The organism is Maridesulfovibrio frigidus DSM 17176 (genome assembly GCF_000711735.1).
Taxonomy (GTDB): Bacteria; Desulfobacterota; Desulfovibrionia; order Desulfovibrionales; family Desulfovibrionaceae; genus Maridesulfovibrio; species Maridesulfovibrio frigidus.
The window spans coordinates 483,775-498,513 of sequence record NZ_JONL01000002.1 but is presented as its reverse complement, the minus strand read 5'-3'; the positions used below and the strand labels follow the sequence as shown (position 1 = coordinate 498,513).

Annotated in this window: 14 protein-coding genes; 3 read left to right on the top strand and 11 right to left on the bottom strand. The window is 43.1% G+C overall.

The genetic code is table 11. From position 1 onward, the window contains the following. The first annotated feature begins 269 nt into the window (after positions 1 to 269). Positions 270 to 1,403 carry a UDP-galactopyranose mutase gene (gene glf, locus BR06_RS0106480; protein ID WP_031481466.1) on the top strand — a complete coding sequence of 378 codons (1,134 nt, stop codon included), beginning with the start codon at positions 270 to 272 and terminating at the stop codon, positions 1,401 to 1,403. 102 nt (positions 1,404 to 1,505) lie between these two features. Here the strand turns inward: glf and BR06_RS0106475 are convergent, their stop codons facing one another. The 7 genes from BR06_RS0106475 to BR06_RS0106445 form a co-directional block, all read right to left on the bottom strand. Continuing rightward, entirely contained in the window at positions 1,506 to 1,709 is a 204-nt protein-coding gene (locus BR06_RS0106475) for a hypothetical protein (RefSeq protein WP_031481464.1), read from the bottom strand. Further along, a complete protein-coding gene (locus BR06_RS19200; RefSeq protein ID WP_034602887.1) occupies positions 1,675 to 3,282 on the bottom strand; it encodes an anti-phage dCTP deaminase in 1,608 nt (535 codons plus the stop codon). Before BR06_RS19200 ends, BR06_RS0106475 begins: the two co-directional genes overlap by 35 nt. 241 nt (positions 3,283 to 3,523) lie before the next feature. Continuing rightward, positions 3,524 to 4,609 (bottom strand): alpha/beta hydrolase, encoded by a 1,086-nt coding sequence (locus BR06_RS0106465; protein ID WP_031481462.1) that lies wholly within the window; start codon positions 4,607 to 4,609, stop codon positions 3,524 to 3,526. Positions 4,610 to 4,720: 111 nt separating this feature from the next. Continuing rightward, positions 4,721 to 6,163: an HAD-IIB family hydrolase gene (locus BR06_RS0106460; RefSeq protein ID WP_031481459.1), complete on the bottom strand. Its 1,443-nt coding sequence runs from the start codon at positions 6,161 to 6,163 to the stop codon at positions 4,721 to 4,723. Between the two features lie 160 nt (positions 6,164 to 6,323). Then, positions 6,324 to 6,995, bottom strand: coding sequence for a (d)CMP kinase (cmk, locus tag BR06_RS0106455; protein WP_031481457.1), 672 nt, complete (start codon positions 6,993 to 6,995; stop codon positions 6,324 to 6,326). Beyond that, positions 6,995 to 8,089 (bottom strand): histidinol-phosphate transaminase, encoded by a 1,095-nt coding sequence (gene hisC / locus BR06_RS0106450; protein ID WP_031481455.1) that lies wholly within the window; start codon positions 8,087 to 8,089, stop codon positions 6,995 to 6,997. Before hisC ends, cmk begins: the two co-directional genes overlap by 1 nt. Positions 8,090 to 8,295: 206 nt before the next feature. Next, positions 8,296 to 8,736: a universal stress protein gene (locus BR06_RS0106445; RefSeq protein WP_031481453.1), complete on the bottom strand. Its 441-nt coding sequence runs from the start codon at positions 8,734 to 8,736 to the stop codon at positions 8,296 to 8,298. A 280-nt stretch (positions 8,737 to 9,016) separates the two neighbouring features. On the opposite strand from BR06_RS0106445, the gene BR06_RS0106440 reads away from it, so the two are divergent. Beyond that, positions 9,017 to 9,502 (top strand): hypothetical protein, encoded by a 486-nt coding sequence (locus BR06_RS0106440; RefSeq protein WP_031481451.1) that lies wholly within the window; start codon positions 9,017 to 9,019, stop codon positions 9,500 to 9,502. 217 nt (positions 9,503 to 9,719) lie between these two features. On the opposite strand, the gene BR06_RS0106435 is transcribed toward BR06_RS0106440, so the two are convergent. Next, complete coding sequence (locus BR06_RS0106435) at positions 9,720 to 11,417, bottom strand: FAD-dependent oxidoreductase (protein ID WP_031481449.1); 1,698 nt, start codon at positions 11,415 to 11,417, stop codon at positions 9,720 to 9,722. Between the two features lie 221 nt (positions 11,418 to 11,638). Here BR06_RS0106435 and BR06_RS0106430 point away from each other — a divergent pair, with 221 nt between their 5' ends. Beyond that, a complete protein-coding gene (locus BR06_RS0106430; protein ID WP_031481447.1) occupies positions 11,639 to 12,319 on the top strand; it encodes a Crp/Fnr family transcriptional regulator in 681 nt (226 codons plus the stop codon). Between the two features lie 69 nt (positions 12,320 to 12,388). Here the strand turns inward: BR06_RS0106430 and dsrP are convergent, their stop codons facing one another. From dsrP to dsrJ, 3 genes are read right to left on the bottom strand one after another with little or no spacing between them, the layout of a single operon-like run. After that, complete coding sequence (dsrP, locus tag BR06_RS0106425; protein WP_031481445.1) at positions 12,389 to 13,561, bottom strand: sulfate reduction electron transfer complex DsrMKJOP subunit DsrP; 1,173 nt, start codon at positions 13,559 to 13,561, stop codon at positions 12,389 to 12,391. A 12-nt stretch (positions 13,562 to 13,573) separates the two neighbouring features. After that, positions 13,574 to 14,359, bottom strand: coding sequence for a sulfate reduction electron transfer complex DsrMKJOP subunit DsrO (dsrO, locus tag BR06_RS0106420; RefSeq protein WP_031481436.1), 786 nt, complete (start codon positions 14,357 to 14,359; stop codon positions 13,574 to 13,576). Then, positions 14,359 to 14,736 (bottom strand): sulfate reduction electron transfer complex DsrMKJOP subunit DsrJ, encoded by a 378-nt coding sequence (gene dsrJ / locus BR06_RS0106415; protein ID WP_031481434.1) that lies wholly within the window; start codon positions 14,734 to 14,736, stop codon positions 14,359 to 14,361. Before dsrJ ends, dsrO begins: the two co-directional genes overlap by 1 nt. Positions 14,737 to 14,739 lie beyond the last annotated feature (3 nt).

Genomic DNA, 14,739 nt, shown 5'->3' with positions numbered 1-14,739 from the left:
GGGGGAACTTTCTGAAGAAAGTTCCCCCCATACCCCCCTCAAAGACTTTTAACGGGGGAAGCTGTTTCCCAATATTAGGCCTCCCCCTTTTATTCGGAAACTTTTTTTGTATCTTCAGTAAAAGACTCCCCCTAAAAGGGAGTCCAGAGGGCCCCCGGCCTTCTGGTCCAGCCGAAGGCGAAATTCCCTACCAAATAAGCCCGAAGGGCCATCAAGCCTTAAAACGCCGTAGGCACAACCAACAAAATTTATGATTACAAAGGTGTTAAATGAAAATATCGCATAAACATGTTGTGGTTGGAGCAGGCATTACAGGATCAGTCATTGCGCGCCGCATTGCGGAAGATTGTGGTGAGCAGGTGCTTGTTATCGATAGCCGAGATCACATCGGGGGTAACTGTTATAGTTGCTTTGATCCTGAAACAGGTGTCGAGGTCCATAGCTACGGCACACATATTTTTCATACCTCCGAACGTAGAGTCTGGGATTACCTGAACCGTTTTACAGAATTTAATAGTTACCGCCATAAAGTTCTGACCACGTATAAGAATCGCACCTACCATATGCCAGTGAATTTACAGACGATTAATTCTTTCTTTGGTCTAAGTCTGCGTCCGCAAGAGGTTGCGGTTTTTATTAAGAAACAGAGCGAAAAAGAGAATATTACTGATCCGCAAAATTTGGAAGAAAAGGCGATTAGCCTGATTGGGCGTGACCTCTATGAGGCCTTTGTTAAGGGGTATACTCTTAAGCAATGGGAATGCGACCCGCGCGAACTTTCCGCTGAAATTATCAGCCGTTTACCTTTCCGTCATACTTATGAATGTGATTACTTCACTTGCCGCTATCAGGGGTTGCCTTACGAAGGTTACGGCAAAATGTTTGAGAACATGTTGGATCACGAGCTGATTACGGTTCAGCTGGAAACAGATTTTTTTGATATACGTAAAGATTTGCCGGAAGATTGCACCGTTTACTATTCAGGTCCGGTGGATAAATTTTTCGATTATCGCCATGGTGAACTAACGTGGCGTTCGCTTAGGTTCGAGTATGAGCATGAGGATGTAGCTGATTATCAGGGGACTTCGGTCATGAACTACGCGGATATTGATGTGCCTTACACTCGCATTCATGAATATCAGCATCTACATCCAGAACGTGAGAACAAGAGCGGCAAGACAGTCATCTCGCGCGAGTTCTCCATGAAATGGAAGCAGGGCGAGGAGCCATACTATCCCGTCAACACCGCAGAGGACCGCAAGATGATGGAATTGTACCGTAGCGATGCTGAGAAGCTTGAGAGGGTGCATTTTACAGGTAGACTCGGGCAGTACAAATATTATGACATGGATAAGGCCGTGCTGGCGGCGCTTGAGGTTTGTGATGAGGTTTTGAAGGGCTAGGCTTGTTGTTGTCCGGTAATTTTATAAAGTATGGGACACAAAAAACTCCTCTGAATCAATATTCAAAGGAGTTTTTTGATATAATTCAATGAAACGCAAAAATTATGCAAATATTTTATAAAAATTAAGATATTCTTGCGCGTTAATGTAAGTCTTATCTTCTTCTTTTTTACGCATGAAAGTTGAGATGTTTACAATGTTATTTTTTTCAGCACTTACAACTTTGTTCTCTAAGAGAGTGCTCTCATTGAGAATGTTAGGGGTTATTCCTTCAATTGGGAGGAATAGTTGCTCGTTCTTTTTCATTGTGAAGCTCCTTTACTATTTGGGCCTCGTACAAGGTGTAGCTATCTAAATATACACTAGTCACAGGGAGTATATCCCCGTCGCGTGTCTTATAATTACCAGATTTATCTTTTCTTTCAAACCATTTTTTAAAAAGTAATGCATATGCTTGAGGGGAGATTCCTGTAAACTGAGAAAAGACAAGCTTATCTTCAGGCAATGGTTCTCCGTTGTCATCAACTATAAAATCTTCAAAAAAATCTTTAGCTCTACTTTTAGGGTATGGTTCAATATATACGAGTCTTTTAATACCTACAGCAAGAATGTGTTTAACACAATTTTCGCAGGGGTAAGTAGTAACGTAAATAGTTCCACCATTCAAGCCATTTTTGGCTGTTCTGGCAGCACTTAAAATGGCTTCCATTTCGGCGTGTATTGCTCGTGAAAATTCAATTAGTCCTGAAATACCGGCTTTTTTCAGAGTATTACAAAAATCGTCTTTTTCGGTTTCTGGTAGGATCGCTTTTGTTTCTCGTAGCTGATTGTAGATAGTGTCTAACAATTTGTTGATTTCTATGGAGCTCCGACAATGTCCTTTTGCTTTGCAGAGAGCCTCACATGACTCTTTATGTTCATCAGAAGCAAGACCTCCACCAAAGGCGGGAACATCATTCCATCCAATTGAAATTAATTCATTATCTTCGTTTGATATTGCCGCGCCAACTTGTCTTGATAGGCACGTTGACCGAAGACTTGCTGAAAAGGCTTCAAACATCATTCGTTCCATGGCTGTGGGGCTTTTTATTGTTTTACCGAAGATTAAATTTAAGAAATCGTCTATTTGTGAGGTTGTTGATTTTGCCGCTTCATTGCTACTTAAGAATAGGTCAGCTTGACAGAAGACATCTCTAACGCCCTGTCCGTGTTCTATCCCTTCATCCAGGTCTATTTGTGATAGTGCTTCGTATTCATTTTTTCTTTGGGCGTCAGCTGCTTTCGTTGTTTCTTTCGGGCGAAAGCTATTCATTTGCTGTTCACGGCTGCCACTTACAGCAATAAGGAAAAGAATGTCTCCATAAACTGATTTTAAGAGTCTAAGTTCATCTTCATGCTTTATGGAGCGAATGATGTGCACTACTTTCATGGATTTAGGAACAGGGACGCCATTTTTCGCTTTTTCAATACCTTTATTTTTTAATCTATACGATGAAATCTCATGAATTGTCTTTTTCGCTAGAAAGTCAAACCCTTTTTTTTCTCGGAGGCAATTCCCCCATTGTTGAAGCTTGGATATTTTGATTGCTTGTCCCGAAGGCTTCGGTATTGATGATAAAGATGTCGGGAGGTCAGGGGCTTCAAATTTATTTTTTATTGCTTCATTTGTAAGCAGTGAGCTTAAGGTTATTTCATTGATTTTGTATTCGAAATCGGGTGATTTGAGTTTTTCTTTAAAAAGTTCAATTATTTGTTTTGATCCACCGCCTATCGGTTCTACAAAAGCAAATAGTAGTTCTTTAGTTTTTCTTTCTTCAAAACTATTGTAACCTAAAGTTTCTTGGCTGTTTTTCACTGATTCTAGAAGGGGTTTGCTCATAATATGTAACTGCTTATGGTTATACTGTTGCATTCAATAAGGATATATTATGTATAAGCGGTAGTTTGATTAAATAAATATGTCAATGTGTATAGTATTTGGTGGCGCATAAACGAGAGGGCATGGTGACTTTTGTAATTTGTAATCAGCCTAGTGTTTACAAGGATAAATGACGCTTTATTCGTCCTCATTTATGCGTATTATTGGCTAAATGGAACTTTGTTGGTCATCGATTACAGGGCTACTTGCTATATGGACACGGTTCGTCTTTGTGGATAGTTGCTGATATTGCTCCGAGCACGGTCCCTTTCTTTTCATAGTACTTGGTCCCGTCAATGCTCGTTTCCATGGCTGTTGCATCAATGAATTTAAGCCCTTTGATTGGCGCAAGGTCTGTCTTTACATCCGCAAGTCTGACTCCAGCTCTTTGTGAATGAGATTCTTTCATCCCTTTATCGCGATTTGAACCGTAGGCAGTTATCTTGGTTTCCGTACCAGCCATTAATGACATTATCTGATTCGTGAACACGTTGCGGTTGATGTCTGGAGTTATGAGGAACAGCTCTTTAAACTTTTCCATATCATCTGGATCTAGTGAACTTTTAAGGTCCACGAAAACTTCACTGAGAGGTAGACAGCCCATGCTGTGCCCCACTAAATAGATGGCGTTGGTGTCGGTTTGGGTCGCAACCTCGGTCAAGAACTCTAGTAGTTGCGGTCTTGCGTTCTTCGCTGTCTGTTCATCTGAGATATAATCGAGTTTAGATCCATTCGCGGGCCAGCTGTAAAAGAGCGTGGCACCGTTGAATTGGAGCTTATAGGTAACTCGTGCTGTGAGAAGGGCGGTCTCTTCAAATGAGATATTATATCCGGGCACGAAAACAAGTGTTGCTTTCTCGGAATTATCTGCGAAGCGTATATCAATATTGTCGCTCATACCGCGCATGGGGAGAGCTCGAATGTCGAGTAAGTCATAGCTTCCAGCCGGAGACTTATCAAAGGTGTGTATGGTGAAATTTGATTTTTGCAGACTGCCAGTTTTCTCATCATATGGAATAGTTACAGAGCATGATCCCCAGGTTAAAGGACCGCTCTTGTCGGTGTAATAGTCTGCCGCAACTGTTTTGCCTGTGGACGCTCTATTACTTGCGTAAAAAAGCTCAACTTCCTGATAGGGATCAGCAGTGCTTAAATTATTGGCGAACTTTGTGTACCACGGTTCATTGGTTTCCGCCTGTTTCTTTGAACTGCATGCTGGCAGTGCTGTCAGTAGAGCTATAAAGAATAATGCAATAACAACATTATATGATTGATGTTTTGTTTTCATGTGGCAGAGTCCTCCCGCATAGGAATTAGAGAATGATGATGATACAAATTATTACATATCATAATCATAAAGCGTCGCAAAGAGGCGAAGATTTTTTGCTAATGTGGCAGGTTAATACTCAGCGAGCCACTTTTGGGGGATAGACCAACAACCTTCCCTCGCAGATTCTACAAGGGCATCAAGCAGTTGCGCTACACCATTGTCTTCACATGAGGGGATGTGCAGGTCTGCTGATGGCAGAACTTCTTCCGCTCCATTAGCGACTGCGGCACTTAACCCCGTGGCCCCGAACATTGTCAGGTCGTTTTCGCTATCACCAATTGATACGCTGTTGAGGTCATGCCAGCCAGCTTCGCGCATGATATGTATTGCTGCAGCGTGTTTTCCGTGGCCTTCAGGGCATATTTCTAGGAAACCATCGGCGGTACGGACACAGGCAAGGCCGTGGTCGGCTGCTAGTTTTCTGACGAATTTACATCGCGCGCGGTCTTTGCGATTCGAATACGTTAAAACCTTGAAAATACCACCTTCGTTCGGAGTTGCGCCAGATTGCGGAAGGATCTCTCCGACTTCTACGTATGACTGAATTTCATCTTCTGTAAGCTTCGCTCTAGTCCATATCCCGTCAGCAACATAGCTCGCATAATTGATTCCTTCAGCTATTAGGATATCTTCAATCTTTTCATATTCAGTTACAGTCGGGCCATACGGAGTTAGCGCATCGTCTTTGATCATCATAGACCCATTTACCCCGGAATGCGGGCCTTCTAAGCCTGTATCTATTAAAAGATCACGGATGCTGATCAGGTGTTTACCTGTGATCAAGGACATCCTGCCTCCCGCGTTTTCGTAGCGGGATATGGCTTGAATTGTGTCATCGTTTAATTTTTTACCTGGGGCGATGAGTGTATTGTCTATGTCGCAAAAAACCCACGGAAGAGGCTGTTGCTGATGATTAGAGATGTCTTCGATATATGAAGCTTGGGTAGCTCTTGCTTTCGGAAGGGTTACCTTTGCAATTGCTTTGGCGTCACTGTCAGGACCAAATCGTTTCTGGAATTCGGCGATTCTTTGTCCGAAAGTAAAAGATTGTCCGATAGGGGAAGTCCTGAAATCGCAGTAGCTTACACCTTTAAGAGTCAGGTTGCTTTCAGGCGGAGGAGTGAAGTTTTGATAAATCTTATTAATTTCAGGCAGAAATTGGATGTCGCGTGCTGTACTTGAGTGCCATAGAACGGCTTCGATTACTTCATCATTAGCACCGGCGTAAGCTAGGTATGCCGCGCCATCTAAGGGGTGAAAGCCTGTCTGCTGCAACTTTTCTGAGTATCCAACGTCGTGAAAGAGTGCCGCTGTAATCAGGTTTTCTGCTCTCTCGGCGCTAAGGCCTGTTTGCTTGGATATTCTTTCGGCAGTGCGAGCCGCTTGTCTCATGTGTGCTAAGCGAGTGGAGCCTTGCGGATAAAATGAGCTAGCGACTTCATCGGTGAGAAGGATATTTTCAGTTCCAGTAATATTGGGGAACAATTCTTTTAATTTGCAGGAAAGATTCACGGAATTCTCCGATTGATAATTCTTAAGTATGGGTTGAATGTTCAGCTCATTTGGTAATCTTGCTGGTTACAAAGTCAAGTTATGATCTTGTTACAAATAAATAAGCCGCTTAAATCGATAGATCTAAGCGGCCTTATATTTTAGCTTTAATTACTTTGTACTAAGATGATATTTTTTTTACTTCGGCAACAAGTCTGTCGAAGACTCCGTCAATGTCGAGGTTGGTTGTATCAATTATGATGCCATCATCGGCGGGCTTAAGAGGCGCTTCTTTGCGGTTGCGGTCTTTGTCATCTCTAGTCCCAATCTGTTCAATAAGATCATTTATATCGGCTGGTTTGCCCATCTCTTCAAGCTGTTCAAAACGTCTACGAGCGCGTTCTTCAAGCGCCGCATCTAAAAAGAATTTGCATGGAGCCTGTGGGAAAATGACTGTTCCCATATCCCTTCCTTCTGCGATGAGCGAAGTGGTTTTTCCAATCTCGCGCTGTGCAATCTTCAGATAGGTGCGAACAGCTGGAATCATGGCAAGATTAGAGCCCCACATGGCGACCGTTTCAGTGCGGATGTCGCTAGTTAGCGGCACATCGTTAAGGCTGAGCACAGAATCGCTTCCTGAACCAGTGAGCGTGAAGGATAGCTCTTTAAGTGCCCCTTCAATCTTTTCTATATCCCAGTCCCATGAACCTTCGCCAAGTTTCCACGCTGTTGCTCTGAACATTGCTCCTGTATCGAGGTATGCAATTTCAAAATGGTCGGCAAGGCGCTTAGCTAAGGTTGATTTACCAACTCCTGCCGGCCCATCAAGGGTGATGATAAAAGGGGTAGCCATTAGAGTAGCTCCTTAAGAGTATCAATAAAAATTTTATTCTCCACATCTGTTCCCATGGTCACGCGAATATATTCACTAAGGCCAAAGCTCTTAAGCGGGCGAACAATAATTCCGCGCTTTAGAAGCTCTTCGAAAACTTCTCCCGCGTCCCGAGTTGGCTTGAACATGATAAAGTTAGCTTGTGATGGCAGGACTTCGCAGCCCATACCCCTAATTTCGTCCGTAAACATCTTCCTACCGCGTAGAACGACATCCACTGTATCATTGTAGAACTTGTCGTCACCAAGCACCGCAATGGCAGCTTCTTCGGCGAGCAAGTTGACTGTGAAAGGGGGGCGTGCACGGTTGATGAATCCGGTAAGTTCCGTACTCATGATGCCGAACCCGACTCGCATACCCGCTAGCCCGAAAGCTTTGGAGAATGTTCTGAGCAATACTACGTTCGGGAATTCCTTAAGCAAAGGACGCATGTCATACTCTGCGGCTGGAGTTGCAAAGTCGATGTATGCCTCATCAATGGCGAGAATTGTTTGCTCGGGAATGGACTCAGCCATTTCGCGAACTTCTTTAGCTGTGACAGCAAGCCCTGTAGGATTGTCAGGAGTGGTCACAAAGACGATAGCTGTTTTATCTGTGACAGCTGCGGTCATAGCTTTGAGAGGATGCTTGTGCTCTGCTTCACGCGGAATCTGCCTGAAATTTATACCGCTTAAGCGTGACATGAGATTGTACATGCTGAAACATGATTCGTAGGAAAGCACTTCGTCACGGCCAGGCTCAGCTTTTACCCGGACCAGCAGGTCTATTATTTCGTCCGACCCGTTACCGCAAATGATATTTTTCTGAGTTACACCTATGCGCTCGGCAATGGCTTTATTCAGGCGCGGATTTCCATTATGCGGGTAGCGGAAAATATCAGGAGCATGACGGTTGATAGCTTCGATAGCTACAGGTGACGCTCCAAGTGGGTTTTCATTACTTGCGAGCTTGATAACCGATTCCAAACTGTACTTTTCCTTGATCTCTTCGATGGTGAGTCCGGGAACGTAGGGCTTGGTCTCCATCACGTCTGGGCGGACTTTGATAGGGGACATGCTGATATCCTTTTTTACTTGTGGTAATTAGTAGAATGAAGCGGAAGTATAAAAGTAACGCGCTTCATGGTGAAGCTACTCTAGTAGTTTGGATGATGGATTTTGTCAAAAAAAACCCCCTTATTCTGTGGTAAATAAGGGGGGTGTTTCAGGTGCTTGCCGCGATAGTTGTCGGTATCGTTGAGGCTGTAACCGTGATTGCGTAATTATTCAGGTCTGACTGTGAGTACAGGACATGTGGCAGACTTTACGATCTTTTCTGCAACGGAACCGAATAGGATGCGGTCAATTCCAGTGCGTCCGTGGGTACCCATGATAATCATATCTACCTTTTCTGAGTCAGCGATGTTGATGATTTCTTCAGCTGCATATCCTGTTACAACCTTTCCGCTAACTGGAACTCCTTCAAAGTTTTCATTGATGAAATTTTCCATGGTTGTATCTGCTCCGGTAACAATCTCACCTACAAAGTTTTCAATAGAGCTTGGAGGTACATGGAATCCAACATATTGATCTAATGAAGGAGCTACATATAGGCATATGATTTCTCCGCCCATTGTATTAGCGAGTGTGGCTGCATAATCTGCAACAACAGGGCTGTGATCTGAAAAGTCAACTGCGCATAATATCTTCTTAATGGTAGCCATAAAATATACCTCCGAAATCGTAAGTTTGAATCAACACTGTGAAATTTCATTATCTTTGTTTAAATAGTAACTGATTGTGGATGTCATGGACAAGCTTTTTCTTATGTTTTATGATCAGATAGGAAAAAAAGAGTAAGTCACAATTTTTTTTACAAATACGGGAAATTATTTCCGAGCACCATTTTCATAAAAGGTCATTAAATCAGTCTCTTGTGAAAAGTCTAGACTTTGGCATGATGTTCGCAACATGTGTTTGAAACCAAAGGCTGAGGAGAAAAAGATGAAGATTAGTCCTGAACAGATTGAAGCACTGCAGCAACAACAGCAGCAGCAAGCTAACAAGACTAAGAAGGTAAACGGAGCAGCATTCGGGGAATTTTTGAATTCTGAAGTCCAGCAGTCAGCTGGAACTCAAACTTCAACAGCCCCCCCAGTTCCGGGTCTTCAGACCATTAACCCTTTGATTCAGATGCAGCAGACCGCCTCAGTGCAGTCTGTAACACCGAACGAAGGTGAGTTCGTCGGCAAGGTTGAAAACCTTTTCGGACAGCTTGAAAACTACGCACAGCAGTTAGGTTCCCCTGAAGCGGGATCTCTAAAGAATGCTTACAATACTCTTGAAGGTGTTCAAGGTGGAGTTGATTCCCTCAAGAAGGATTGGCCCGGCGTAGAAAGCGAAAATCCAGAATTAGGCAGCATTGTAAATGAACTCGAAGTAATGGCGATGACCGAACAGATCAAATTTAACCGCGGGGATTATGTTTAGTCTCAATTAAGACTGGACATGGGAGATTTTAACACTTCTCCTTAATCCTCGTTGCGTGAGTCCGCTTGCGCAAAAAACCGAATATCCGAATGGGTATTCGGTTTTTTTATATATTATGAAAAATTGATTTAAGCATAAAAAAAACACCCGCATACAACTGCGGGTGTTTCATATTTAAAATCTGTAAGCATATGTTAAAAAAGAATAAAATCTGCTATTATTTGAAATCAACTTTGAATGGCCAAGCCATGATGCCGCCTTCCATAACTTTCACATTTGTCCAGCCATTTGCTTCAAGCATTCTCTGTGCTTCATAGCCTCGCATAGAGATTTTGCAAAATGTAACAATTTCAGCATTCTTGTCTTTTGGAAGTTTATCCAAAGAGTTGCGCACTGCCCCGAGTGGAATTAAAGTTTCGCCGACATTAAGCCGCATTTCTTCGAATTCGATAGGAGAGCGAACATCCATAATAAAAGGAGCTGAACCTGCGTCAATCTGCTTCTTAACGTCAACATTGCAGATGCCCGTCATCAGGCCAGCCATTTTGTTTTCTAAAATATGAGCTGTAGCAATGAAATGATCAATTGCTAGAGAAAAAGGTGGTGCATATGGAAGATCCGCTACGCCGATGTCGTAAATAGTATTGCCATTTATAACAGCCATGGCGGCTTCGGCTACCTGACGATTAACCTCACCGGGTCCAACGCACTGAAATCCAAGTATACGTCCGGTTTTGGCCTCTGCAACCATTTTAGAAACTAGTAGTTTAGCTCCCATAAAACCCGGTTTATCAAGGCTGGCGTTTGTTGCAGTGACCACCTCGTAACCTTCTTCTTTAGCGCGCTTCTCTGACATCCCAGTGGAACCCGCACTAAAGTTAAAGACCTTGCAGATTCCACTATTAACAGTCCCGGGGAAAGTGGAGCTGTCACCATGGATAATATTGTTAGCAGCTACTCTAGCTTCAAGATTGGCAAGGTCGCCATAAGGAGCATAGGTCATTTTGCCTGTGATGCGATTTGGTATCTCTACGCAGTCACCGGCAGCATATATGTTAGAATCGGAAGTCCGCATGTGCTCATCAACGGCTATGCCGCCAAAAGCACCTATGTTCAATCCTGCTTCTTTCGCTAAATCGACATTCGGAACCACTCCGATAGCAACTACAGCCAATTCACAAGGTACAATGGATCCGTCAGTAAGCTTGACGCCCGTCAGCTTTCCATTTTCCCCTATAAATTCGGCCACGCCATTTTCGGTGTGAACAGTGACTCCCTTGGATGCCACGTGCTTTTCCATCAATTTAGCCAATTCCCAATCCAAAAACATTAGTAGCTGGGAGAGCATTTCAACAACGTTAACATTCATGCCTGAATCAGCAAGAGCTTCGCAAACTTCGATACCTATTAATCCGCCTCCGACAATAACTACATCCTTTACTTTGCCGGAATCACGTAATTTACGTAGGTTATCGGAATCGCTCATCTTAGATAAAGACTGCACGCCATCCAGGTCTATACCCTTAATAGGTGGGCGACGCGGTGTTGCGCCAGAGCAAATCACTAACTTGTCATAAGGTAGAGTGGTTTTTTCACCCGTGATAACATTAACACAGTCAACATTCTTGTTATTCCGATCAATGGCTGTAACTTCTGTGTTAACACGCGCGTCAATACCTTTCGCTGCTGCGAAAAAGGCTTCATTGCGAATAACCCCTGTGGGGGTGGCAATCAGTTGGTTGCGATCATCAAAATTTCCGCCAATATAATAAGGGTAGCCACAAGATGCCATGGACATCTCAGGGGCTTTTTGCAAAAGTGTGACGTTTGCGGATTGATCGAGTCGCTTTGCGCGTGCAGCCGCTTTTGGTCCTGCAGCAGAACCTCCAATAACAACTATATTCAGTGAACTCATGTATTAGCTCCTTTTTAAGGATGTTTTATTTTTCAGTTTAATAATCAAAACAGGGATTAGTCCGTGCGTTTTTTTGCTGATTTGTTTCAACAAAAACAAACACAATACCTATTTTATAATTGAAAGATATTAACTATAGCCGAAGTGCTTTGATTTATACACACATCCAAAATAAAATTACATTGATCTCGATCAACTTAACAAAATTTTAGGATAATAAGATGGAAAAACAAGAGTTAAAAAAGATCATTAGTAAATTTACTATTTTTTCAAATTTGGATGATCTTAATCTTACTTGGTTGGTGGAAAATTCCGTAGTGACCCCTATTCCTAAAAAATCACTTTATCTTCGGGAAGCTAATTTATTGCAAGGTATGCATATTTTACTTTCAGGAAAAGTTAAACTTTTTAAGTTAGCTGAAGAAGGAAAAGAACAAACCATTTTTGTTTTTGGACCCGGTGAACCATTTTGTCTATGCTCGACCTTTTCTGATGGCAAAATGCCTGCAAACTTAAGTGCTTTGGAAGACAGCAAAGTGCTTTTTATAAATCCATCCAAATTTGAAGATTTAATTAAAGAAGATCCATCAATTTTACTTAATATGATGAGCGTCATGGCTAAGCGTCTTAAAGAAGCAATGGTCATGATTGATTCACTTTCTCTCAAGCAGATTCCCTCCCGCTTGGCAGCATATTTTTTAAGTCATAATGAAAATGGGTGGTTGAAATTAGATATATCTTATCGGGAACTTTCAAAAATTATTGGAGTTACGCCGGAAGCTCTTTCAAGATCACTGAAAAAGATGAGCAAACATAACCTGATTGAAGTTGATGGTACCAACGTTAATCTTTTGGATAAAACACGATTGGAAGCTTGCCGCGATGGGAATTACTTGTTTTAGACGCAAAAAAAGCCCTGCTTCATTACGAAGCAGGGCTTTTTAAGTACCTAGGTGGGGAGCTGATTCTGACTAGTCAGATTCAGTTAGCTCGCCGAGGTCGCGCTTGATGTCTGTGGCAATCTTATAAAGGATTGTCAGTACCAGAGCACCGAGAGCGTATACCATCATGGAAATCATCAATTCTTTGCCTGTAGGCCAGTAAGTGGTGATTTCGTTGAATGGGTTTGGTGTAAGACCACCGATCAATAGAGCTAGACCCTTATCAATCCAAGTTGCGATAACAAGCATGACGAGCGCCCAAGGGAGCATCTTCTGGTTGTCGCGGAACTTAGGCGGAACAAGCATAGCTAAACTGATGAATGCGAGTGCTGTTGCAGTCCACATCCATGGAACCAATTCATGATGACCATGACTACCTACGAATAGGTATGCGATGGAGTGCATGTGTCCAGGAATGTTGGAGTAGAACGCTGTGAATATTTCTAATAAGAAGAAAAATACGTTCACAAGCATTGCATAAGTGATGATCTTTGCAAGTGTACCGATTGCTGATTTACCTGGGTCGTAGCCAGTAACCTTGCGGGTAATGAATACAACCAAAAGTAGAATAGCAGGTCCAGCACAGAATGCAGACGCTAGGAAGCGAGCAGCCAAGATGGCGGTGAGCCAGTAGTGACGGCCAGGAAGCCCAGAGTACAAGAATGCCGTAACAGTATGGATAGAGAACGCCCATACGATGGATGTGTAAGCCAAAGACTTAACCCATTTCGGTGGTTTAACACGCTGGCGTTCTGATTCCAAACATGTCCAACCGATAACAACATTCAAGAGAAGGTAACCGTTAAGAACGATCATATCCCAGAACAGAATGGAGTTAGGAGTTGGATGGAAGATAATGTTCAGCATACGCTGTGGCTGCCCGATATCTACGATAATGAAACCGAGACACATGACAACGGCTGCGATAGCCATGAACTCACCCATGATTACCATGCCTTTAAACTTCTTATAATGATGGAAGTAGTAAGGCAGAACGATCATAACACCGGAAGCGGCGAGACCGACCAAGTAAGTAAACTGGGCAATATAGAAACCCCAAGAAACATCACGGCTTAGACCAGTGATGGTGAGGCCTTCTTGCAACTGATTGATATATACTGTGAAGCCAGCACCGATTATTAGAAGCAGGAAGAAAATCCAGCTCCAATATTTCGGGCCGCCTTTGAGAGCTTTTTCGATCATATCAGCTTCCCCCTAAATGATGTAGTAAACGCCCGGCTCAGTGCCGACTGCGGGTTTCCTACGAATGGTGAAGTTTTCTCTTAGAACTTTTCTGACTGAAGAGTCAGGGTCCTGCAAGTCACCAAAGGTTATTGCGCCACTGGATTTTTCCACACAAGCAGGCATTTCGCCGATAGCGAGACGCTCAACACAGAAGTTGCATTTTTCAACAACTCCGCGCATGCGAGTAGGGAACTTCTTATTGATCTTATCCATATCCATAAATGGTCTAGGATCCATGAAGTTAAAGCTACGTGACCCATAAGGACATGCAGCCATACAGTAACGACAGCCGATACAGCGATGGTAATCCATTGCTACGATTCCGTCAGCGCGCTTGAAGGTTGCCTTTGTAGGACAAACTCTTACACATGATGGATTTTCGCAATGGTTGCAGAGTAATGGAAATCTGCGTTTTTCGAGATCTTCGGATGGGAAATTGTTTTCCTGTTCAGGGAAAGTTTCCGCATATGTACCTTCCCACAACCATTTAACTTCCTGTTTACCAGGAATCGTTGGAACGTTGTGGATGTGGTGACAAACTTCAGCCAGAGTTTCTATTGCTTCTTCAGTATTTAATTTGCGAGTATCTACAACCATTGCCCAGCGTTTAGCATGCAAAGTTTTAGCGTTGACAACAGCATGTGCTTTGCCAGCTCCGCCTCCACCTGATGCTAGAGCTGCAGCTGTAGGAGCAAGACAAAGTCCTGCTGCTGAGAGACCTGCAAACTTGAGGAAGTTTCTTCTACTCTGTTTCATTATTTTGCCTCCTTTGGAGGTACGTGGCAATCCCAGCAGTACGGGGTTACACCAGCGTCAGTATGACACTTGTCACAGAATTCAGCTTTACTTGTATGACATTCCATACAGGTATTCTGAAGGCTAATGGTGTATTCCTTGCCGCTAGCACTGATGTACGTCCGCTTGCCTTCACGAAGAGCCATGTCTCTCCAGTCGTTCAGGAGCTGCATGTGCGATGTACGCATTTCTTCTTTGGGAGCGATACACTCTGTCGAATTCTTAGGTAGTTCAATCTTAGGCTGTTCGTAAGAACCGCCCATGTTTGCCCAGAATGGAAGAGAAACGAGTCCAATGAAGATAACTAGACCTGTTATGATTTTTCCACCGTTATACATATA

Coding starts and splice junctions, on each gene's coding strand:
- BR06_RS0106440 (WP_031481451.1), top strand. CDS start 9,017: ATGAAGATTAGTCCTGAACAGATTGAAGCACTGCAGCAACAACAGCAG.
- hisC (WP_031481455.1), bottom strand. CDS start 8,089: ATGTCCCCTATCAAAGTCCGCCCAGACGTGATGGAGACCAAGCCCTAC.
- dsrJ (WP_031481434.1), bottom strand. CDS start 14,736: ATGTATAACGGTGGAAAAATCATAACAGGTCTAGTTATCTTCATTGGA.
- BR06_RS0106445 (WP_031481453.1), bottom strand. CDS start 8,736: ATGGCTACCATTAAGAAGATATTATGCGCAGTTGACTTTTCAGATCAC.
- BR06_RS19200 (WP_034602887.1), bottom strand. CDS start 3,282: ATGAGCAAACCCCTTCTAGAATCAGTGAAAAACAGCCAAGAAACTTTA.
- BR06_RS0106435 (WP_031481449.1), bottom strand. CDS start 11,417: ATGAGTTCACTGAATATAGTTGTTATTGGAGGTTCTGCTGCAGGACCA.
- glf (WP_031481466.1), top strand. CDS start 270: ATGAAAATATCGCATAAACATGTTGTGGTTGGAGCAGGCATTACAGGA.
- BR06_RS0106475 (WP_031481464.1), bottom strand. CDS start 1,709: ATGAAAAAGAACGAGCAACTATTCCTCCCAATTGAAGGAATAACCCCT.
- BR06_RS0106430 (WP_031481447.1), top strand. CDS start 11,639: ATGGAAAAACAAGAGTTAAAAAAGATCATTAGTAAATTTACTATTTTT.
- dsrO (WP_031481436.1), bottom strand. CDS start 14,359: ATGAAACAGAGTAGAAGAAACTTCCTCAAGTTTGCAGGTCTCTCAGCA.
- BR06_RS0106465 (WP_031481462.1), bottom strand. CDS start 4,609: ATGAAAACAAAACATCAATCATATAATGTTGTTATTGCATTATTCTTT.
- dsrP (WP_031481445.1), bottom strand. CDS start 13,561: ATGATCGAAAAAGCTCTCAAAGGCGGCCCGAAATATTGGAGCTGGATT.
- cmk (WP_031481457.1), bottom strand. CDS start 6,995: ATGGCTACCCCTTTTATCATCACCCTTGATGGGCCGGCAGGAGTTGGT.